General features: G+C 69.9%; 19 protein-coding genes. 6 read left to right on the top strand and 13 right to left on the bottom strand.

All coding sequences use genetic code 11. The features are described 5' to 3' along the window. Window positions 1-52 precede the first annotated feature (52 nt). Both VNJ48_RS14260 and VNJ48_RS14255 read left to right on the top strand, forming a co-directional pair. The gene (locus tag VNJ48_RS14260; protein WP_325603212.1) at window positions 53-691 is read left to right on the top strand and encodes a VOC family protein; all 639 of its coding nucleotides are present in this window, start codon (window positions 53-55) and stop codon (window positions 689-691) included. 89 nt (window positions 692-780) lie between these two features. Then, on the top strand, window positions 781-1,368 hold the full coding sequence (locus tag VNJ48_RS14255; protein WP_325603209.1) for a class I SAM-dependent methyltransferase: 588 nt from the start codon (window positions 781-783) through the stop codon (window positions 1,366-1,368). On the opposite strand, the gene VNJ48_RS14250 is transcribed toward VNJ48_RS14255, so the two are convergent. Next, window positions 1,365-2,408 carry a LacI family DNA-binding transcriptional regulator gene (locus tag VNJ48_RS14250; protein ID WP_325603207.1) on the bottom strand — a complete coding sequence of 348 codons (1,044 nt, stop codon included), beginning with the start codon at window positions 2,406-2,408 and terminating at the stop codon, window positions 1,365-1,367. The two genes, VNJ48_RS14255 and VNJ48_RS14250, sit on opposite strands and share 4 nt — an antisense overlap. Before the next feature lie 80 nt (window positions 2,409-2,488). Here VNJ48_RS14250 and radA point away from each other — a divergent pair, with 80 nt between their 5' ends. Both radA and disA read left to right on the top strand, forming a co-directional pair. Further along, window positions 2,489-3,907: a DNA repair protein RadA gene (gene radA, locus VNJ48_RS14245; protein WP_325603205.1), complete on the top strand. Its 1,419-nt coding sequence runs from the start codon at window positions 2,489-2,491 to the stop codon at window positions 3,905-3,907. 61 nt (window positions 3,908-3,968) lie between these two features. Then, window positions 3,969-5,030, top strand: coding sequence for a DNA integrity scanning diadenylate cyclase DisA (disA, locus tag VNJ48_RS14240; protein ID WP_325603412.1), 1,062 nt, complete (start codon window positions 3,969-3,971; stop codon window positions 5,028-5,030). A gap of 6 nt (window positions 5,031-5,036) precedes the next feature. Here disA and VNJ48_RS14235 read toward each other — a convergent pair whose 3' ends face one another. Continuing rightward, a complete protein-coding gene (locus VNJ48_RS14235; protein WP_325603203.1) occupies window positions 5,037-5,822 on the bottom strand; it encodes a hypothetical protein in 786 nt (261 codons plus the stop codon). A gap of 80 nt (window positions 5,823-5,902) precedes the next feature. Here VNJ48_RS14235 and VNJ48_RS14230 point away from each other — a divergent pair, with 80 nt between their 5' ends. After that, window positions 5,903-6,772: an A/G-specific adenine glycosylase gene (locus tag VNJ48_RS14230; protein WP_325603202.1), complete on the top strand. Its 870-nt coding sequence runs from the start codon at window positions 5,903-5,905 to the stop codon at window positions 6,770-6,772. 71 nt (window positions 6,773-6,843) lie between these two features. On the opposite strand, the gene VNJ48_RS14225 is transcribed toward VNJ48_RS14230, so the two are convergent. From VNJ48_RS14225 to VNJ48_RS14180, 10 genes are all read right to left on the bottom strand, one after another. Further along, on the bottom strand, window positions 6,844-9,420 hold the full coding sequence (locus VNJ48_RS14225; protein WP_325603200.1) for an ATP-dependent Clp protease ATP-binding subunit: 2,577 nt from the start codon (window positions 9,418-9,420) through the stop codon (window positions 6,844-6,846). A gap of 170 nt (window positions 9,421-9,590) precedes the next feature. Next, complete coding sequence (locus VNJ48_RS14220; RefSeq protein ID WP_325603198.1) at window positions 9,591-9,932, bottom strand: Lsr2 family protein; 342 nt, start codon at window positions 9,930-9,932, stop codon at window positions 9,591-9,593. Window positions 9,933-10,064: 132 nt separating this feature from the next. After that, entirely contained in the window at window positions 10,065-10,838 is a 774-nt protein-coding gene (locus VNJ48_RS14215) for a type III pantothenate kinase (protein ID WP_325603196.1), read from the bottom strand. Further along, window positions 10,835-11,740, bottom strand: a complete 906-nt coding sequence (nadC, locus tag VNJ48_RS14210) for a carboxylating nicotinate-nucleotide diphosphorylase (RefSeq protein WP_325603194.1) — start codon at window positions 11,738-11,740, stop codon at window positions 10,835-10,837. Before nadC ends, VNJ48_RS14215 begins: the two co-directional genes overlap by 4 nt. Then, window positions 11,737-13,443, bottom strand: coding sequence for an L-aspartate oxidase (locus VNJ48_RS14205; RefSeq protein WP_325603192.1), 1,707 nt, complete (start codon window positions 13,441-13,443; stop codon window positions 11,737-11,739). Before VNJ48_RS14205 ends, nadC begins: the two co-directional genes overlap by 4 nt. A gap of 9 nt (window positions 13,444-13,452) precedes the next feature. After that, window positions 13,453-13,869 carry an aspartate 1-decarboxylase gene (panD, locus tag VNJ48_RS14200; protein WP_325603190.1) on the bottom strand — a complete coding sequence of 139 codons (417 nt, stop codon included), beginning with the start codon at window positions 13,867-13,869 and terminating at the stop codon, window positions 13,453-13,455. After that, the gene (gene panC / locus VNJ48_RS14195; RefSeq protein WP_325603189.1) at window positions 13,869-14,756 is read right to left on the bottom strand and encodes a pantoate--beta-alanine ligase; all 888 of its coding nucleotides are present in this window, start codon (window positions 14,754-14,756) and stop codon (window positions 13,869-13,871) included. The genes panD and panC overlap by 1 nt, the downstream gene beginning before the upstream one ends. Next, a complete protein-coding gene (locus VNJ48_RS14190) occupies window positions 14,753-15,685 on the bottom strand; it encodes a Rossmann-like and DUF2520 domain-containing protein (protein WP_325603187.1) in 933 nt (310 codons plus the stop codon). Before VNJ48_RS14190 ends, panC begins: the two co-directional genes overlap by 4 nt. Window positions 15,686-15,843: 158 nt before the next feature. Continuing rightward, window positions 15,844-16,803 carry a hypothetical protein gene (locus VNJ48_RS14185; protein ID WP_325603185.1) on the bottom strand — a complete coding sequence of 320 codons (960 nt, stop codon included), beginning with the start codon at window positions 16,801-16,803 and terminating at the stop codon, window positions 15,844-15,846. Then, the gene (locus tag VNJ48_RS14180; RefSeq protein ID WP_325603182.1) at window positions 16,800-17,906 is read right to left on the bottom strand and encodes a sulfotransferase family protein; all 1,107 of its coding nucleotides are present in this window, start codon (window positions 17,904-17,906) and stop codon (window positions 16,800-16,802) included. Before VNJ48_RS14180 ends, VNJ48_RS14185 begins: the two co-directional genes overlap by 4 nt. Before the next feature lie 49 nt (window positions 17,907-17,955). Here VNJ48_RS14180 and VNJ48_RS14175 point away from each other — a divergent pair, with 49 nt between their 5' ends. After that, a complete protein-coding gene (locus VNJ48_RS14175; RefSeq protein ID WP_325603180.1) occupies window positions 17,956-19,086 on the top strand; it encodes a glycosyltransferase family 2 protein in 1,131 nt (376 codons plus the stop codon). Window positions 19,087-19,099: 13 nt separating this feature from the next. On the opposite strand, the gene VNJ48_RS14170 is transcribed toward VNJ48_RS14175, so the two are convergent. After that, on the bottom strand, window positions 19,100-20,044 hold the full coding sequence (locus VNJ48_RS14170; RefSeq protein WP_325603178.1) for an ABC transporter substrate-binding protein: 945 nt from the start codon (window positions 20,042-20,044) through the stop codon (window positions 19,100-19,102). Window positions 20,045-20,083: the final 39 nt, after the last annotated feature.

The following is a 20,083-nucleotide window of genomic DNA, read 5'->3' as shown; positions in this document are numbered from 1 at the left end:
AAAACATGACCCCCGGTGCGGGCGTCGCAGACAGCGGGATAAGAATGCCTGCATGCGCCTGGACCACCTCTCTTTCGCAGCCGGACCTGATGGTCTCGCCAGCACCGCCCAGCGCCTCGGGGGCCTGCTCGGCAAGGAGTTCACCGAGGGGGGGATCCACCCGCGCTTCGGCACCCGCAACATGATCATGCCGCTGGACGGGGGCAACTACCTCGAGATCGTGGAGTGCCTCGACCACCCCGCCTCCGACAAGGCGCCCTTCGGTCAGGCCGTGCGCGCCCGGTCCGCGGCCGGCGGCGGCTGGCTCGGCTGGGTCGTCGCGGTGGACGACATCGCCGAGCTCGAGACGCGTCTCGGCCGCGAGGCCGTCAAGGGCAACCGGCACCTGCCGACCGGGGAGGAGCTGCTGTGGCAGCAGATCGGGGTCAACAGCCTGATCACCGACCCGCAGCTGCCGTTCTTCATCAAGTGGGAGACGCCGGCCGAGATGCACCCGAGCACCGGCGCCGACCCGGACTTCTGCCTCGCCACCCTCGAGATCGCCGGCGACCCGCAGCGAGTCAGCGAGTGGCTCGGCCAGAGCGTCGAGGCCCCCCTCGAGGACGTCAAGGTCGAGTGGGTCGCTCCCAACGGCACCCCCGGGATCCTGGCGGCTCAGTTCCAGACCCCCTCGGGGCTGGTCCGACTCTGATCATCCCGTCGCCGAACATCTGGTACCACCCGGCGACCTACGAGCTCGAGAACCTCGCTGCCGACCCGGCCGGGCGGATCGAGGCCGCCATGGCATCGATCATGTCCTGGGAAGGGTCACGGTTCCTCGACGTGGGTTGCGGGAGCGGGTTCCACCTGCCGGGTTGGGCATCGGTGGCCGCGACAGTCATCGGCGTCGAGCCGCACCAGGACCTCGCGGCGCTGGCACGGCGGCGTACTCGCCGGATGCGTAACGTCTCGGTCGAGGTCGGTACGGCGCAAGCCCTCCCTGTCGCGGACAGCAGCATCGACGTCATGCAGGCGCGCTGGGCCTACTTCTTCGGACCCGGCTGCGAGCCCGGACTGCTCGAGCTCGACCGGGTGATGGCCCGCGACGGGACAGCGTTCGTCGTGGACAACGACGCATGCCGCTCCACCTTCGGTGGGTGGTTCCGGCGGGGCTGCCCCGAGATCGACCCCGACGTCGTCGAGCGCTTCTGGTCAGTGCGGGGGTGGACCCGGATCCCGGTCGACATGGGCTGGTCGTTCGAGCGCCGCGCGGACCTGGAGGCAGTCGTGCGGATCGAGTTCGCCCCGGACCTCGCGGATGCCATCCTGGCCGAGCACGAGGGGACCGACGTCGACTACGCGGTCAACGTGTGGTGGCGCCGCTACTAGCTGGACTCCCGGATCGCGAGGGTGGGGGTGAGCAGCAGGCCCTGCGTCGCAGCAGGCAGGTGGCTCAGCAGATCCTCCAGGGCGCGCACGATCCCGACGGCGACGTCCTCGAGTGGCTGGCGCACCGAGGTCAGCCCGACGGGGAAGACCTGCGCCACCTGCGAGTCGTCGAAACCGACGACAGCGATGTCGGTGCCGGGAGCGAGCTGTCGGATCCACAGCGTGTGCAGCACGCCCATGGCGAGTGTGTCGGACGCGCACACGAACGCCGTCGGCGCCGACTCGTCGAGGAGCACGGCGGCCGCCCCTGCTCCGCTCTGGACCAAGTCCTCCACCCGCGAGGCGAGACCGGTCGTGGGGAGGCCCGCGTCGTGCATCGCGCCCAGCCAGCCGGCCCGGCGGTCCTCACCGATGGGTGAGTCCTTGCGCCAGCCGATCCAGGCGATCCGCGTGTGCCCCTTCGCGAGCAGGTGCTCGGTGGCCAGCCGGGTGCCGGCCGCGCCGTCGACATCGACCCAGGGGTGGGTGGCGTCGGGGTGGTCCCACGGCCGACCGAAGGCGACGAACGGCGCACGGTGCTCGGAGAGCCAGACTGCCTGCGGGTTGCCGAGGTAGGTGTCGGTGACGACGAAGGCGTCGACTGCCGTCGAGCGCAGGAGGTTGTCATAGCCGCCGACCGGGTCATCGTTGTCGCCGGGGAAGAGCAGCACGTGGTAGCCAGCGTCGGCCGAGGTGTCAACCAGGGTGTGGACGAAGCGATCCATCATCGCGTTGGCCGTCCCCTCCTGGGCCGGAGCGACGCGGAGCCCGATGAGCTGCGAGCTGCGGGTGCGGAGGTTGCGGGCGGCACGATTGGGCGAGTAGCCCATCTCCTCGATCACCTGACGCACGCGTTCGAGGGTGCCGGGTCGCAGCAGGTCCGGGTTGTTGACGGCGTTGGAGACCGTCTGGCGCGAGACCCCGGCGCGCTCGGCGACGTCCGCGAGCGTCGGCGGCGAGACGGGGATGAACCCGGCGGCTCGAGGCTCAGTGCGCGACATCAACGACTCCTTGATCGTTCCAATCCACCTGCAGCATAACGGGGGCAGGCCTGTCGGTGCCGTCGCCTACGGTTCAGCGCATGAGCAAAACCGCCAAGCCCCGGCCCGCCCACCGCTGCACGGAGTGCGGCTGGGAGACCTCCAAGTGGGTCGGTCGCTGTGGGGAGTGCCAGGCGTGGGGATCGGTCGCCGAGAGCGCCGCGCCGACGATGCGCACGTCCGCGTCGCCGGTGACGACCCCGGCCGTGCCGATCGGACAGGTCTCGGTGGAGGACTCCCAGTTCCGCACGAGTGGCGTCCCCGAGCTCGACCGGGTGCTGGGCGGTGGGCTCGTGCCGGGCGCAGCGATCCTGCTTGCCGGCGAGCCGGGCGTCGGCAAGAGCACGCTGCTGCTGGAGGTCGCCGCCCAGACCGCCCGCGTGCGGACCCGCACGCTCTACGTCACCGGCGAGGAGTCGGCGTCCCAGGTCCGGCTCCGTGCCGACCGCACCGGCGGCGTGCACGACGAGCTCTTCCTCGCCGCCGAGACCGACCTCGGCGCCGTCCTGACCCACATCGAGCAGGTCCGCCCGACGCTGCTGGTCATCGACTCCATCCAGACGATCGGCGCGAGCGGGATCGAGGGCGTTCCCGGCGGCGTGACGCAGGTCAAGGAGGTCGCGGCGGCGCTCATCCGGGTCGCCAAGACCCGCAACATCACGACGGTGATCGTCGGACACGTCACCAAGGACGGGTCCATCGCCGGCCCGCGCGTCCTCGAGCACCTCGTCGACGTCGTGCTCCACTTCGAGGGCGACCGCAACTCGCGCTTCAGGATGGTGCGGGCGATGAAGAACCGGTTCGGCCCGGTGGACGAGGTCGGTTGCTTCGACCTGTCGCCCGCCGGCATCCGAGCGGTCACGGACCCGACCGGGCTCTTCGTTGAGCACCACTCGTCGGAGGTCCCGGGCACCTGCGTCGCCGTGACGATGGAGGGACGACGCCCGATGCTGGCCGAGGTGCAGGCCTTGGTGACGCCCTCGCCCCTGGAGCGGCCGCGACGGACCACGTCCGGCATCGACGGATCGCGCGTCGCAATGATCCTCGCCGTGCTGCAGCAGCACGCCCAGATCAAGCTGCACCAGCACGACGTCTTCGCCTCGACGGTCGGGGGCGCCCGGATCACCGAGCCGGCAGCGGACCTCGCGATCGCGATCGCCATCGCCAGCTCGACCACCGGCCTGGCGCCGCCCAAGGGAGTCGTGGCCATGGGGGAGATCGGGCTGGCGGGCGAGCTGCGACGGGTCAGGGACCTGCCACAACGGCTCGCGGAGGCCGCACGACTCGGCTTCCGTGTCGCCATCGTCCCGTGCGAGCCGGGTGCCACCGACGATCCCCGCCGCCCGGTCAGTCGCGACGTGGACGGGATGACGGTCCTTGACGTGTCGTCGGTGTTCTCGGCCCTCCGCACGGCACAGGTCACCACCGGCGATCGACGTGGTCGAAGTCCCCTAGACTGACCGCGCGCGAGCCCGCGCACGTCTGGGGGAGGGACCTACGTTGGCGGAGCCGACCGATGAGATGCGACGCCTGCGGGCGACGTTGGCCGAGATCGCGCCGGGCACCCCCCTGCGAGACGGTCTCGAGCGCATCCTGCGTGGGCGCACCGGAGCACTGATCGTGCTGGGCATCGATAAGACGGTCGACTCGATCGGCACGGGTGGCTTCACCCTCGACGTCCCTTTCACTGCGACCGGGCTGCGCGAGCTCGCCAAGATGGACGGCGCGATCATCCTGGACAAGGACATCAACCGCATCCACCGAGCCGCTGTGCACCTCATGCCCGACCACACGATCCCCTCTGACGAGACCGGCACCCGCCACCGCACGGCCGACCGGGTGGCCCGCCAGACCGGTTTCCCGGTGATCTCGGTGTCACAGTCGATGCAGACCATCGCCGCCTACGTCGGCGGCATCCGTCACGTCCTGGAGGGCTCCAACCAGATCCTCTCCCGTGCCAACCAGGCCCTGGCGACGCTCGAGCGCTACAAGCTCCGCCTCGATGAGGTCTCCGCGACCCTCTCGGCCCTCGAGATCGAAGACCTGGTCACGGTCCGCGACGTCGCGGCGGTTGCCCAGCGACTGGAGATGGTGACCCGCATCGCGAGCGAGATCGACGACTACGTCCTCGAGCTCGGCACCGACGGGCGGCTCCTGTCGTTGCAGCTCGAGGAGCTCATCACCGGCGTGGACGCCGAACGCGAGCTCGTCGTCCGCGACTACCTACCCGCCAGCAAGAAGCGCAAGACCACGCCCGAGACGATGCTGGCCGACCTCGCCAACCTCTCCCCCACCGACCTCGTCGACCAGGGAGCCGTGGCGACGGTCCTGGGCCTCGGCTCGGCCGAGCACCTCGATGGCGCCGTCGCCCCCCGCGGCTACCGGCTGCTGGCCAAGGTGCCGCGGCTGCCGACGGCGGTGGTCGACCGCCTCGTCGAACACTTCGGCGGTCTCCAACAGCTGCTCTCTGCCGGGATCGATGACCTGCAGGCGGTCGAGGGCGTGGGTGAGCTCCGTGCCCGGAGCGTCCGCGAAGGCCTCTCCCGGCTGGCCGAGTCGAGCATCACCGAGCGCTACATCTGAGCTCGCTCAGCCCTCCGAGTTGCCGTCGCCCTGCTCGCCGGGCGTGTGCTCCGTGTCGTCCTGCTTGTCCGTCTTGCCCTTCGGGGCCGGCTCCGGCTTCGGGGTCACGGTCTTGGTGATGACGGCGCTGGGCGGGGGGACCAGCTCGAACTGGACGTCGGTGGGCTCGCCACCCAGGGCGGCAGCCTCCACGTGGTAGTAGCCCGGGCGTGCCCAGTCGGCCAGCGCGGAGCATTCCTCGTCGGAGCGGCGCGCGTCGGCCCACGTCACCACGACGGGGGTGTCGGTGGCCGACCTGACGATCACGTCCTGCAAGGCGATGCTGGCGGGGCACTCGCGGCTCGACCAGATGAAGTCGTCACCCGAGGTGATCGACACGGTCAGGCTGTCCGGCGCGACCCGCCAGGTGCAGGCAGCGGTCTGCAGGGTGCGGAGGTTGACCGTGATCGGCACGTCGGTGTCGCCCGTGGCGGTCTCGATCACCGGCGTCGCGACGATGTCGCTGCTCACGCAGGGTCCGGACGGCTCGGCGAGGGGCGGCTCGGTGGGGGTGCGGTTCTTCTTGCGCTTGCGCCGGACCGGATCCTTCGAGGGTTCCGGTGTCGTCGTGGTCGTCGTCGCACCCGCCGTGGTCGCCTTGTCACCGCCCCCGTCGGAGCCGTCGCTGGCGGCGCCGAGGAGCCGCGCAAGTCCCGCCACCAACGCCAGGGTCACGCCCAGCAGCACCAGACGCCGTGTCCAGTAGACGCGTGCGGGCAACGGACCGCGCGTGTGAAGGGGCGAAGGGGGCATGGGCGCAACGGTAGACAGCCGCGGATCGTGCGCGGTGCTGCCACACCGACGTAGCTGGCAAAGCACCTACGATTCAGGTGATGAGTGAGCTTCACGACCCCGTGCTCGGGTGGTACGACCGGCATGCACGCGAGCTGCCCTGGCGCTCGGACTCAGCGTCACCGTGGTCGGTGATGGTGTCAGAGTTCATGCTCCAGCAGACCCCGGTGGCTCGGGTGCTCCCTGTCCACGAGGCCTGGCTGGAGCGTTGGCCGTCGCCCGCTGCCCTGGCCGCCGATCCCGTCGGCGACGCGGTGCGGATGTGGGGTCGCCTCGGCTACCCCCGACGAGCGCTCCGGTTGCATGCGGCCGCGGTGGCGATCGTGTCGGCTCACGGGGGCGAGGTGCCTTCGGCGTACGCCGATCTGCTGGCGCTGCCCGGGATCGGGGACTACACCGCGGCGGCGATCGCGAGCTTCGCGTTCGGTCAGCGACACGTCGTGCTCGATACCAACGTCCGCCGGGTGCTGGGTCGAGCCGTCAGTGGCAACGAGTTCCCTCCCCCTGCGGTGACGCGCGGCGAACGCGACGTCGCGTCGGGGCTGTTGCCCGATGACGCGCCGACAGCGGCGACCTGGGCGGTCGCCGTCATGGAGCTCGGCGCCCTGGTGTGCACGGCCCGCGACCCTCGGTGCACCCGGTGCCCGATCGCGGACCAGTGCGCCTGGCTGGCGGCCGGGAGCCCTGCCCACGACGGGCCGCCCCGCCGGGGCCAGGCGTGGGCGGGCACCGATCGCCAGTGCCGCGGGCGGATCATGGGGGTCCTCCGAGACGCCGAGGGGCCCGTCCACCGCAGCAGCATCGAGGCCGTCTGGCCGGAGGCGACCCAGCGCGATCGGTGCCTGACCAGCCTCGTCGACGACGGGCTGCTGGTGGCGGCCGGTCCGTCGGCGTTCTCCCTACCTGCCTGAGGAGCTCGCGAAGGGCGGAGAAGCGACCGAGCCCCCGACCGGACAGGTCGGAGGCCCGTGCTGCTCGTCGATCAGTCGGTCGACTTCTCGATGTCGACCGGACCAGCGCTGTCGTCAGGGCCTTCGATGAGGGTCTCGCCGTCGCCGACGATGTCCGCGGTCTCGAAGGGGGGCAGGTCCGGCATGGCCGAGACCTTCTGACCCTTGAACGTGAACTTCGCACCCGGGCCTTCGCCCTCGACGTCCACGAGGATGATCTGGCCGGGGCCGACCTCACCGAAGAGCATCTTCTCGGCCAGCACGTCCTCGATCTCGCGCTGGATCGTGCGACGCAGCGGACGAGCGCCCAGCACGGGGTCGAAGCCCCGCTCGGCCAGCAGGTTCTTGGCCGGCTGGGTGAGCTCGAGAGCCATGTCGCGGTCGCGGAGCCGCAGCTCGACGCCGGCGATCATGTTGTCGACCATGGAGACGATCTGCTCCTGCGACAGCGGCGGGAAGACGATGATCTCGTCGACACGGTTGAGGAACTCGGGCTTGAAGTGCTGCTTGAGCTCTTCGGCGACCTTCGTCTTCATCCGGTCGTAGCTGCTGCCGTCGCCCGTCTGCTGGAAGCCGAGGTTCTGGCCCTTGGAGATGTCGCGCGTGCCGAGGTTGGTGGTCATGATGATGACGGTGTTCTTGAAGTCGACCACCCGGCCCTGGGAGTCGGTCAGACGACCTTCCTCGAGGATCTGCAACAGGCTGTTGAAGATGTCGGGGTGGGCCTTCTCGACCTCGTCGAAGAGCACCACGGAGAACGGCTTGCGGCGCACCTTCTCGGTCAGCTGGCCACCCTCTTCGTAGCCGACGTAACCGGGAGGCGAACCGAAGAGCCGCGAGACCGTGTGCTTCTCGCTGAACTCGCTCATGTCGAGCTGGATCAGGGAGTCCTCGTCACCGAAGAGGAAGTCGGCCAGCGTCTTGGACAGCCACGTCTTTCCGACACCAGAGGGGCCGGCGAAGATGAACGAGCCGCCGGGACGCTTGGGGTCCTTGAGACCAGCACGCGTGCGCCGGATCGCACGAGAGAGGGCCTTGACGGCCTCCTCCTGGCCGATGACGCGCTTGTGCAGCTCCTCTTCCATGTTGAGCAGCCGCGAGGACTCCTCCTCGGAGAGCTTGACGATCGGGATGCCGGTCGCCACCGCCAGCACCTCGGCGATGAGCTCCTCGTCGACCTCGGCGACCTCGTCCATGTCACCGGAGCGCCACTGGGTCTCCCGCTCGGACTTGCGGGCGATGAGCTGCTTCTCCTCGTCGCGCAGGCGGGCGGCGGCCTCGAAGTCCTGGCCGTCGATGGCCGACTCCTTGCGCTGGCGGACGTCGGCGATCTTGTCGTCGTATTCGCGCAGGTCAGCCGGCGCGGTCATGCGACGGATGCGCAACCGGGAGCCCGCCTCGTCGATCAGGTCGATCGCCTTGTCGGGGAGGAACCGGTCAGAGATGTAGCGGTCGGCCAGGGTGGCCGCCGAGACGAGGGCCTCGTCGGTGATCGTGACGCGGTGGTGAGCCTCGTAGCGGTCGCGCAGCCCCTTGAGCATCTCGATGGTGTGGGCGATCGACGGCTCGGCGACCTGGATCGGCTGGAAGCGGCGCTCGAGCGCAGCGTCCTTCTCCAGGTATTTGCGGTATTCGTCGAGCGTGGTCGCACCGATCGTCTGCAGCTCGCCTCGAGCCAGCATCGGCTTGAGGATGGAGGCTGCATCGATCGCGCCCTCAGCCGCACCGGCACCGACGAGGGTGTGGATCTCGTCGATGAACAGCACGATGTCACCGCGGGTGCGGATCTCCTTGAGCACCTTCTTGAGGCGCTCCTCGAAGTCGCCGCGGTAGCGCGAGCCGGCGACCAACGCACCCAGGTCGAGGGTGTAGATCTGCTTGTCCTTGAGGGTCTCGGGCACGTTGCCCCGGACGATGTCCTGGGCGAGGCCCTCGACGATCGTCGTCTTGCCGACGCCCGGCTCGCCGATCAGCACCGGGTTGTTCTTCGTGCGTCGCGACAAGATCTGCATGACGCGCTCGATCTCCTGCTCGCGCCCGATCACCGGGTCGAGCTTGCCCTCGCGGGCAGCCTGCGTCAGGTTGCGGCCGAACTGGTCGAGGACCAGCGAGCTGGACGGCGCCTCGGCCGTCCCGCTGGCGGCGGCGCCGGACGCGGCCGACTCCTTGCCCTGGAAGCCGGAGAGCAGCTGGATGACCTGCTGACGGACCCGGTTGAGGTCGGCGCCGAGCTTCTGCAGCACCTGCGCCGCGACTCCCTCGCCCTCGCGGATCAGACCGAGCAGGATGTGCTCGGTGCCGATGTAGGAGTGACCGAGCTGCAGCGCCTCGCGCAGGGACAGCTCGAGCACCTTCTTGGCGCGCGGGGTGAAGGGGATGTGACCGGACGGCGCCTGCTGGCCCTGGCCGATGATCTCCTCGACCTGGGCGCGCACGGCCTCCAGGGAGATGTCGAGGGACTCCAGGGCCTTGGCTGCGACGCCTTCGCCCTCGTGGATGAGACCGAGCAGGATGTGCTCGGTCCCGATGTAGTTGTGGGAGAGCATGCGGGCCTCTTCCTGGGCCAGCACGACAACTCGCCGGGCTCGGTCGGTGAACCGCTCGAACATGTGCGCTCCTAGCTTGCGTATATGCGTCCGCGAGGCCACCGGCAGCGGTGTGCGGACAATGGGCTCAACGCCCGACTCCACCCTACGTGTTCCCACCGACACATCCGAGGCGTCCGCTCTCAGCGAACAACGCCGCCCCCGACAGGGGGCGGCGTTGTGTGCTCAGCGGATCAGTGCGCTGCGTCGTACGCCTGCTGGACGTCCGCGGAGATCCGGCCACGCTCGGACACGTCCATGCCCTGGCCCCTGGCCCACTCGCGCATCTGCTTGGTGTTCGAGTTGCTGCCGGAGCCGCCGCCCGAGGAGCCGGACGACTTGCGGCCGCGGCGCGAGCCGCCGCTGACCTTGCGGGCGTGCCCGACGTAGCCGCTCAGGGCCTCGCGGAGGGCGTCCGCGTTGCGCTGTGTGAGGTCGATCTCGTAGGTCGTGCCGTCGAGCCCGAAGGTGACCGTCTCGTCGGCTTCACTGCCGTCGAGGTCATCGACGAGGACGATGCTGACTTTTTGCGCCATCTGAATTCCTTTGCACAAGGTGGGGGTGAGAAGCCGGGTCCCCGAGCCGACTTCCAAGGCGAATTGCGTCTCCATTAAAGACCCGTTCGACCGCTCGTGCCAAACGAATGGAAAAACGGTGAGTCAAACACCTCAGGCGTTTCGCTCGAAGACGAGTCGCAATCCCTGCAAGGTGAGCCAGGGGGAATGAGCGGTGAAGCACGAGCAATCGTCGCGCACGAGGGGCGCGAGACGGCCGGTGGCGATCACCTTCACCTCGTCGATCGGGACGCCCATCTCGGTGATCATCCGCGCCACGACCCCGTCCACCTGGGCCGCCATCCCGAAGATCATCCCGCTCTGCAGCGCCTCGACGGTGTTCTTGGCGATGACCGTGCGGGGCCGCTGGAGCTCCACCTTGCGGAGCTGCGCGCCGCGCTGTCCCAGTGCCTCCAGCGAGAGCTCGATGCCCGGTGCGATCGCACCGCCGACGTATTGGCCGGCGGGATTGACGACGTCGAACGTGGTCGCCGTTCCGCCGAAGTCCACGACAATCGCCGGCCCGCCGAATTCATCGGCCGCAGCGAGGGCATTGACGATCCGGTCAGCGCCGACCTCGCGCGGATTGTCCGTGAGCACCGGCACCCCGGTGCGCACCCCTGGTTCGACGACAACACTGGGGATTGTGGAGAAATGTCTGCCCACCATGTCGCGCCATTCGTGCATCACGGCCGGCACCGTCGAACAGACCACGAGCCCGTCCATCTCGCGACCGGCGTCCGTCAGGAGCCCGCGCAGCAGGACCGCCCATTCGTCGGCAGTGCGCCTCTCATCGGTCGAGACCCGCCAGTGAGCGACGACCTCGCGGGCTTCGAGCAGGCCCAGGACGGTGTCGGAGTTGCGGACGTCAGCGGCGAGCAGAGTCATGGGGTGAGGAGGTCCATGCCGATGTCGAACACCTTGACCGAGTGCGTCAACGCCCCGACCGAGATGAAGTCGACGCCGGTCTCGGCCACCTCGCGCGCCCGGTCGATGGTGAGGCCGCCGGAGGCCTCCAGCACGGCTCGTCCGGCAGTGATCTGCACCGCCTCGGCCATCATCGCCGACGACATGTTGTCGAGCAGGATGCGCTCACAGCCCGCGGCGAGGAGCTCGCGCAGCTGCTCGAGGTCGGTCACCTCCACCTCGATGGGGAGGTCGGGGTACGCCGCGCGCACGGCCTCGAGGGCGGCCACGACACCGCCCGCTGCGATGACGTGGTTGTCCTTGACCATCGCCATGTCGGCCAGGGAGAAGCGGTGGTTGACGCCGCCGCCGCAGCGCACGGCGTACTTCTGCAGGGCGCGCCATCCCGGCAGCGTCTTGCGGGTGTCGAGCACCCGGGCGTTGGTCCCGGCGAGGGCGTCGACCCACGTGGCGGTCGCAGTGGCGACGCCGGAGAGGTGGCAGGCGAAGTTGAGGGCCGTGCGCTCAGCAGTGAGCAGGCCACGAGTCGGGCCGGCGACCCGCATGACCACGTCGCGCTCCGCAACGCGACTGCCGTCGCTGAGACGGTCGGTGATGTCGACCTCGTCGCCCATGACGTAGCGAAAGACCATGGCGGCGATCGCGAGGCCGGCCACCACACCGGGCTCGCGGGCCTGCCAGTCGGCGGTGCCGCGCGCGTCAGCAGAGATCGTGGCCGCACTGGTCGTGTCGTCGGCTCCTCCTGGCAGGTCCTCCTCCAGCGCGCGCGCAATGTCGGTGTAGATCGCCTCCGGGTCGAGCCCCCCGTCCCTGATCTCAGCGATGAGGTCGGGCGGAAGTGCGGCGTACGGGGTGAAGCTCATGTGACGTCTCCAACAGTCGATGGATCGGTGGACGCGGCCGGCCAGAACCGTTGTTCCAGCCGGCCGTCGACGAGGCGCGTGTCGATATGGCCTGCCTGCGTCGTGTCGTCGCGGTCACCGAAGTCCTCGCGCCAGTGCGAGCCTCGGGTCTCCTCGCGGCGGAGCGCGGCGTGCGCGAGAGCGCTGCTGATGGCGTGGAGGTTGGTGGTCTCCCAGCCGTCGACACCGGGGACGTCGCGAATGCCGTCGTCGAGGCGGCTCAGCCAGCTGATGGCCTCGGTCAGCCCGTCAGCCGAACGCAGGACACCGACGCGGCTGGTCATGGTCGCCTGCAGCTCGAGGCGCTGCTCGAAGTCGACGAGTCCGGCGGCTCGTGGGTCGTCGGCCGGCTCCGACCACGCGCGAAGCTCACCGGGCAGGACCTGGGCGATCCGTCGCGAGAAGACGAGCCCTTCCAGCAGCGAGTTGGAGGCGAGCCGGTTGGCTCCGTGGACCCCGCTGCACGCGACCTCCCCGGTCGCATAGAGCCCCGGCACATCACAGCGGCCATCGAGGTCGGTGGCCACCCCGCCCGATGCGTAGTGCTGGGCAGGGGCGACGGGGATCAGCTCGGTCGTGGGGTCGACGCCGTGCTGGCGACAGACGGCGAGGATGGTCGGGAAGCGCTTCTCCCAGAACTCGGCGCCGAGGTGGCGAGCGTCCAGCCACATGTGGGGCCTGCCGGTCTCGAGCATCCTGCGCGTGATCGCCTTGGCGACGACGTCACGGGGCGCGAGGTCGGCGAGCTCGTGCTGGCCGACCATGAACCGGGTGCCGCCCTCTTCGGGCAGACCGTCGACCAGGAAGGCGCCCTCCCCGCGGACCGCCTCGGAGATGAGGGGTTGCTGGCCTTGCGACTCGGCCCCGAGATACATGACCGTCGGGTGGAACTGGACGAACTCCAGGTCACGCAGCGTCGCCCCGGCACGCAGTGCGATGGCCATCCCGTCGCCGGTCGACACGCTCGGGTTGGTCGACTGCGAGAACACCTGCCCCAGCCCGCCGCTCGCCAGGACGACCGCACGGCAGTGCGCTGCGCCCACGCCGTCGCGCTGGCCCTCGCCGAGCACGTGCAGGGTCACGCCTGCTACTCCTGCCTGGCCGTCCTCGTCCGGCTCGGTGAGCAGCAGGTCGACCGCAAGGGCGTGCTGGATGACCTCGATCGCGGGCGCGCGCTCGATGGCGGCGATGAGGGCTCGCTGGATCTCCGCGCCGGTGGCGTCGCCGCCGGCGTGCGCGATCCGGTCGCGCAGGTGGCCGCCCTCCCGGGTCAGGGACAGCTCCCCCTCGTGGTGGTCGAACTCGGTGCCGAGCGCGATCAGCTCGTGGACCGCGTCAGGGCCCTCGGTGACCAGGATCCGCACGGCGTCGACGTCGCAGGCGCCTGCCCCCGCCACGAGGGTGTCGTGGAGGTGCTGGTCGGGGGTGTCCTCCGGCCCGAGGGCCGCGGCGATGCCGCCCTGCGCCCACTGCGTGGAGCCTGCGTTGAGGACGTCCTTGGTGACGACGAGCAGCTTGAGACTCTTGTCCGCCGCGTGGATCCGCAGCGCGGCGGTCAGCCCCGCGATGCCGGAGCCGATGACCACGACGTCGGCTCGGGTGGTCCAGCCGGGATCGGGGGCGGTCAGCCGTTGCGGCACCCGAGCGGCAGGCGATGGGCTCATCGGGGCAGGCTAGCGGGCCGGGGAGTCGCCGCGGGACAGCGCCGGGTCGCCGAACGTCTCGGCGGGGTCAAAGCCCGTGGCCATGATCCGGTTGTCCGCGTCGACGAAGACCACGTGCGGTTGGAGCTGCCTGGCCTCTGCATCCTCCACCTGCGCATAGGCGATCAGGATGACCGTGTCGCCCGGGTGGACGAGCCGTGCGGCGGCCCCGTTGATGCCGATGACCCCCGACCCCCGCTCGCCGGCGATCGTGTAGGTCTCCAGGCGCGCGCCGTTGGTGACGTCGACGATGTGGACGAGCTCACCGGCCAGGAGGTCGGCCGCGTCGAGGAGGTCTTCGTCCACGGTGACCGAGCCGACGTAGTGGAGGTCGGCCTGGGTCACCACTGCTCGGTGGATCTTCGACTTCATCATCGTGCGAAGCATCAGCTGTCCCTCCGGTCCGGCGTGGTGAACTCGATGCTCATGTTGTCGATCAGCCGCGTGCTGCCGAGCCGGGCGGCCACAAGGATCCGGCCCTCTCCGTCGTCCGGAGGCTCACCGAGGTCGACGCTGGTGAGGGCGAGGTAGTCGAGCTCGATCGACGGCTCGCTCTTGAGCACGCTCATCGCGGCCCAGCGGGCTGCCGGCACGCCGTACGCCGCCCGCTCCTGCGCCGCTCGGAGCGCACGGGACAGGGTGGTTGCGGCCTCGCGCTGCGCGGGGTCGAGATAACGGTTGCGGCTCGACATCGCCAGACCGTCGGGTTCGCGCACCGTCTCGGCACCGACGATCTCGACCGGCAGGCACAGGTCGCGCACCATCGCGCGGATCAGCGTCAGCTGCTGGTAGTCCTTCTGCCCGAACACCGCGACGTCGGGCCGGACGAGGCCGAACAGCTTGGCGACGACGGTCAGGACGCCGTCGAAGTGACCCGGCCGCGACTCCCCGTCGAGGATCGTGGCGAGCTTGCCCGGATGCACCGTGACGCCGTCGCGGATGCTCTCGTGGCTGAAGCCGCCGGCATACATCTCCTCGACGGCCGGTGCGAACGCGAACGCGACGCCGTTGGCGGCGCAGAGCTCGAGGTCGTCGGGCAGCGTGCGCGGATAGCGGTCGAGGTCCTCCGACGGACCGAACTGCATCGGGTTGACGAAGATGCTGACGACGACCAGGTCGGCGTGGCGGGCGGCCTCGCGCATCAGGCTGGCGTGACCCTCGTGCAGCGCACCCATCGTCGGCACGAACCCGACACGGCGGCCCTGCTTGCGGGCCTCGGCGAGCGCGTGCGTGAGCTCCTCGCGAGTGTCCGCGAGGGTGGGAGTGGGGCTCATCGACGCGAGGAGCGTCCGAGTCGAGTGACGGGCCGCACCGTGGCTGGAGCCACTTCATCACTCAACTCGGCGTCGAGCACCTGGGCCATCTTCGCGGCGCGGATCGGCAGCATGCGGCCGTCCGTGACGACCCGGTCGAGGGTGGCCCGCGCCATCGCGATGTAGGACGCGGTGGTCTCCGGGGCGTTGGCCCGGATCTCCACCAGGTGTGCCCGGACGGTCTCGACGTCGCCGCGCACGATCGGCCCGGTGAGCGCCGCATCGCCCTGGGCGAGGGCGTTGTCGAGGGCGGCGTTGAGGAGCGGGCGCAGGATGTCGGCGGGGGCGTCGCCACCGGCGGCCGACAGCATCTCCATGGCCTGGGTGACCAGCGTGACGAGGTGATTGGCGCCGTGTGCCAGGCCCGCGTGGTAGAGCGTGCGCTTGTCTTCGTCGACCCACATGGACCGACCACCGAGGTCGGCGACGAGCTGCTGGGTGACGGCACGCTCGCGGTCGCCGGCGGTCACCCCGAAGACCACGTCGCGCAGGCGGGGAAGATCGACCTCAGTGCCGGTGAAGGTCATGGCGGGGTGCAGGGCGATCGGTCGCGCGCCGACGGCAGCCGCGTCGGCCAGGACGGCCAGCCCGTGCGCGCCGCTGGTGTGGACGACGTACTGGCCCTCACGGATGGCGCCGCTGGCGCTCAACATCGCGACCACGTTGGGCAGCATGTCGTCGGGGACCGTGAGGAGCAGCAGGTCCGCTGCCCGCGCGGCATCGCTCGGCTTGACGACCGGGGTGCCGGGCAGCAGGGACGCGATGCGGCGGCGCGAGGCGTCGGACTCGCCGGCTGCGGCGACGATCTCGTGGCCGGCGTCGCGCAGTGCTGCGGCCAGGACCGCGCCGACACGGCCTGCTCCGATCACACCCACACGGAAGTGAGACATTGCGAACCCTTTCGTTCCAGTCCCGCCGACCACCCCTGGGCGGGGCCGGTGTGGGTACCAGACTTGGTGCTCGATCTCTTGTCCCGGACAGTACGCCGCAGTGCCACCCCTGGGAACAGGAAGTGAACGTGACGTAGCCGACACTGCGGCGTACGACCTCAGGCGCGCAGGTGCAGCTTCGCGTGGTCGGGATCGTCGACGACGAACGGGCGTGGAGCCCGCGGCAGCCAGGTGTGGGTCACGTGGTCGACGACGTGCTCACCCTCCGGGGCGTTGATCTCGATGACCCCGTCGGGGACCTCGCCGTTGTTCAGTGCGTTGAAGACCAGCCACTCGCGACGCTTGCGCCGGTTGCGGACGCTGGTGGCGAACGACTCCGGGTTGGTCCAGTGGGCGAACTCGTCGCCGTCGAGATACTTCAGCTCGACGACGAGTCCCTGCGGCAGGGCGAACTGGCGGATCTCCTTCGGCGTCGTCCGGATCTCCCACTCCGGCGCCTTGGAGTAGACGAAGTCCGGCGTCATCGGGAAGCCCCACTCCTCGATGTTGCGCAGGCCGAGGTCGAGGAAGGCGCGGGTGTCGGACTCGAGGTACAGCCCGTGCCGCGGGAAGCGGATGACGGCGTCGGCCCGGCCGACCTGCCAGGAGAGGTCGGCCATCGACACCTCCCCCTCGGTCGTGAGGACCATGTCGCCGTCCCACTTCCACGAGTAGCGGGTGCGCACGTGGGAGAAGCACCAGTTGTAGAAGTAGGCCAGCGAGTGGACGCTGCGCTCGGGCACGGCAAGGTGCTCGGCGCCGGCACGGGCCACCTCGAAGGGATAGTGCTCCAGGGTGAACTTGGACGCGAGATCGTGTGCGGCGGCCACGGCCAGCGCCGCCTCACCTGTCCCGTCGGTCGACATGTTGTCCACCAGCAGCACGTGGTCGCACGCCCGCAGGAGCGGCGGCAGCACGAACCGCATCGAGTCGGCCTCGTTCTTGACCCGGAGCACGGCCGTCGCCCCTCGGCGCAGGGGCGCGTTGTCCTCCGTGGCGTTCCAGGGCCACACGATGTCGAAGTCGGTGTGCCCCTCGATGTTCGTCAGCCCGTGGCCCCCGCCGATCGGGACGCTCACTGGTCCCCTGTCGGTTGGCCTGTCGTCCGCTCGCGGCCCAGCACCTTGCGGGCGCCGCGGCGCAGGGACGGCGGGATCTTCGCCCGGACGTCGTGCGGGATCTTGTCGGCCAAGCCGGTCGCCACAGGTTCCGCGGGCTCGGCGGCGGCCTGCGCTCCGGCGATGCGGGCCGCCACGACCGACGACTTGCTGATGGCCTCGGCCTCCTCGTAGAGGTCGGTGTAGGCCTCCCGGAGCTGGTCGAGGGTGGCGTGGACCTCCGTGACGTCGCCGTCCGGGTCGGCCAGCCGGTTGAGCTCTTCCCACGTCTGCCCGGTCAGCTCGTGCAGGCGCGGGGGCAGCGCGAGGTCGTCGAGCGAGGAGGTGACGCGACGCAGCGTGGGATCGATGAAGCGGTGCACCTCGCGGATCAGGTCGCTGCGGGTGTGGACGATCGACTGCAGGTCAAGCGTGTGCCCCACGTGCATGGTGGTCTTGACCCAGTCGGTCAGCAGGTCCTCGTAGCGCACGAACACCCGCGCCGACCTCGCCTCTTCGCGCGTGGCCCGCTCGGTGTGGAGCAGCATGTTGAGCCAGCTGGCGGTCAGGTGCGCGGAGCCGAGCTTGTTGGCGTAGTACTTCTGCTTGCTGCCGACCACCTCGGCCGGCGGGCGCAGCATCGTCACGAAGACCGGCTTCGCGCCGGTGCGAATCGCGCCGACCCGCCACAGGCCCAGGAACCAGCTCAACCGCGGGTCCTTCACGACGAGCTCGGGGTGTACGTCGAAGTGCGGCTCGAGCCATTCCGCGACCCGGATCCGGGCGGGCTCTCGGGTGGAGATGCGGCCCGTCTCGAACCAGGCTCCGGGGCGGGAGTCGCTGACCTGGACCCCGGCCTCCTTGAGCAGCCGGTCGTGCAGGTCGACCACCCACTGCGGCTCGGAGAACCCACGCGGGTTGGACGCGTCCGGCGGCACCTCGGGCAACGGGACGTGCATGCCCAGCTTGCTCGCGATGCCGGCCATGGTGGAGGTGCCGCTGCGGCCGGCACCTGCGACGAAGAGGACCTTCCGCGGGACGCCGTCGGGGTTCATCTCGTCGATGGCGCGGGCCTGAGCAGTCACGGCGGGGAGCCTACTAGGGCACGCTGGGCGTGCCCTAAGGTGCGCTCCCATGAGGCTCGTGCGGCGTCGGCTCGCCCCCCAGGTCTCGGTCGTCGTCCCGGCCTACTCCGTGGAGGCCTACCTCCCCGCCTGCCTGGACTCCCTGCTCGCGCAGCACTGGAAGTCCTGGGAGGCGATCGTCGTGGACGACGGGTCGCCCGACCGCAGCGGTGAGATCGCCGAGTCATACGCATCGCGAGACGCGCGGATCCGGGTGGTGCACGTCGAGAACGGCGGGCTCGGGTCAGCGCGCAACATCGGGGCGCGCCACGCAGACGCCGAGTTCCTCGCGTTCCTCGACTCCGACGACGCCCTGCCACGCAACGCCATGGCCTCGCTGATGACGTCGCTGCACGAGTCCGGCTCTGACTTCGCGACCGGCTCGATCGTGCGCTGGGAGGCGCCCTTCGACAACACCAACCTGCACGAGCCGCCGTGGATGAAGCGCCTCCATGCGCGCGGGACGGGCCTTCGGATCGCCCAGCGACCCGAGATCCTCGGCGACGTCTTCGCCTGGAACAAGATCTTTCGCCGCTCGTTCTGGGACGCTGCCGGGCTCGACTGGCCCGAAGGCATCCGCTACGAGGACCAGCCCACGACCACGCGCGCCTTCATGGCCGGCACCTTCGACGTGCTGCCCGCGATCGTCTACCACTGGCGCATCCGCGACGACGGCTCCTCGATCACCCAGCAACGATCGTCCGTGCGCGACCTCGCGGACCGCTGGGAGACCAAGCGGATGTCCTACACCTCGGTCCGCTCGGCGGGGGACCCGGCAGTAGAAGGCGTGTTCCTCGACCGGGTGCTCGCCGGCGACCTGTGGCGCTACTTCCTGGAGATCCCCGGCGCGAGCGACGAGTGGTGGACCCTGCTCTGCGACGGGGTGCACGAGTTCTGGGGGGAGCGCCGGTCGCTGACCGGCTCAGGGCTGCCGCCGGTGCACCGGCTGTGCGGGTGGCTGGTCGAGCACGACCGGCGTGCCGACGCGGCCGCCCTGATGACGTGGGTCGCCTCGCTGCCCGGCCCGGCCCCACAGACCGGGAACGGCGAGGGCCGACGCGTCGACATACCGGGCGAGGTGCTCGATCTGTCGACGGTCGGCCCAGCCGCGCTTGCCCTGCGGCCCTCAGAGGTCCGCTGACGCTGGGCCGGCGTCAGAGCAGGCCGGCCTCGGCGAGGAAGTCGGCGGCGACGTCCTCGGGCTTCTCCCGGTCGACGGCGATCCGACCGTTGAGCTCGGTCAGCTTCTCCGTGGTCAGCGCGGCCATCAGGTCGTTGAGCACTTGCTCGACGTCCTGGTTGTCGGCGAGCCACTCCGTCGACACGGCCGGCACGAGATTCTGGGCCGGCTGGATCTGCTTGTCGTCCTCGAGGACCACCAGGCCCTCGGACTCGAGCGTGCCGTCCGTAGTGCTGGTCTCGCCGAGCTCCGACTCACCGCTGAGCACGGACTGGTAGGTCTGGTCACTGGCGTAGCCGAGCGGCAGCACCTCGGTCACGTCGATGCCGTATTCCTCCGACAACCCGCCCTCGCAGTCGAGGCGACCCTCGCAGTCGGGCGCGGCCGCCAACGTGACCGACACCCCCTCGAGGTCGGAGAGCTTCGTGACGCCGTTGGCCTCGCTGTATTCCTTCGTCACGAAGAACGCATTCGTGTCGGTCGCGGGCGACGTGTCGAGGAGCGTGATGCCGGCTGCCTCCAGCAGGTCGGCGCCGTCCTCGGCCAGCTGGGCGCCGTCACCGGTCTCGAACGGCTCGGCCTCGGCGCCGCTCTCCTGGGTGTTGAGGAAGTTGACGATGCCGCCGACGTATTCGGGGACGATGTCGACGTCGCCGGGGAACGTGGGCATGTAGGCGTCACGGGAGTCGACGAGCTTGGTCTCGACGGTGTAGCCCTCGTTCTCGAGGAGCTGCTCGTACATCGACGCCATGAGGGTGGCTTCGGGGAAGTTCTGGCCGGCCATGGTGACCGACCCCTTGTCAGCACTGGCCGAAGACGGGTCAGATCCGTCGTCGTCGGCAAGGTCGTCTCCCGCACAGCCGGCGAGGAGGAGTGCGCCCACGGAGATGACCGCGGCGAGAGAGCGTCGTACGAACATGGAATTCCTTCTGTGTCCCGCGGCATCAGCCACGCGTGT

Origin of the sequence: Nocardioides sp., assembly GCF_035576065.1 — a bacterium.
In the GTDB taxonomy this organism is placed as follows: domain Bacteria; phylum Actinomycetota; class Actinomycetes; order Propionibacteriales; family Nocardioidaceae; genus Nocardioides.
This window is presented reverse-complemented; position numbering and strand designations above follow the sequence as displayed.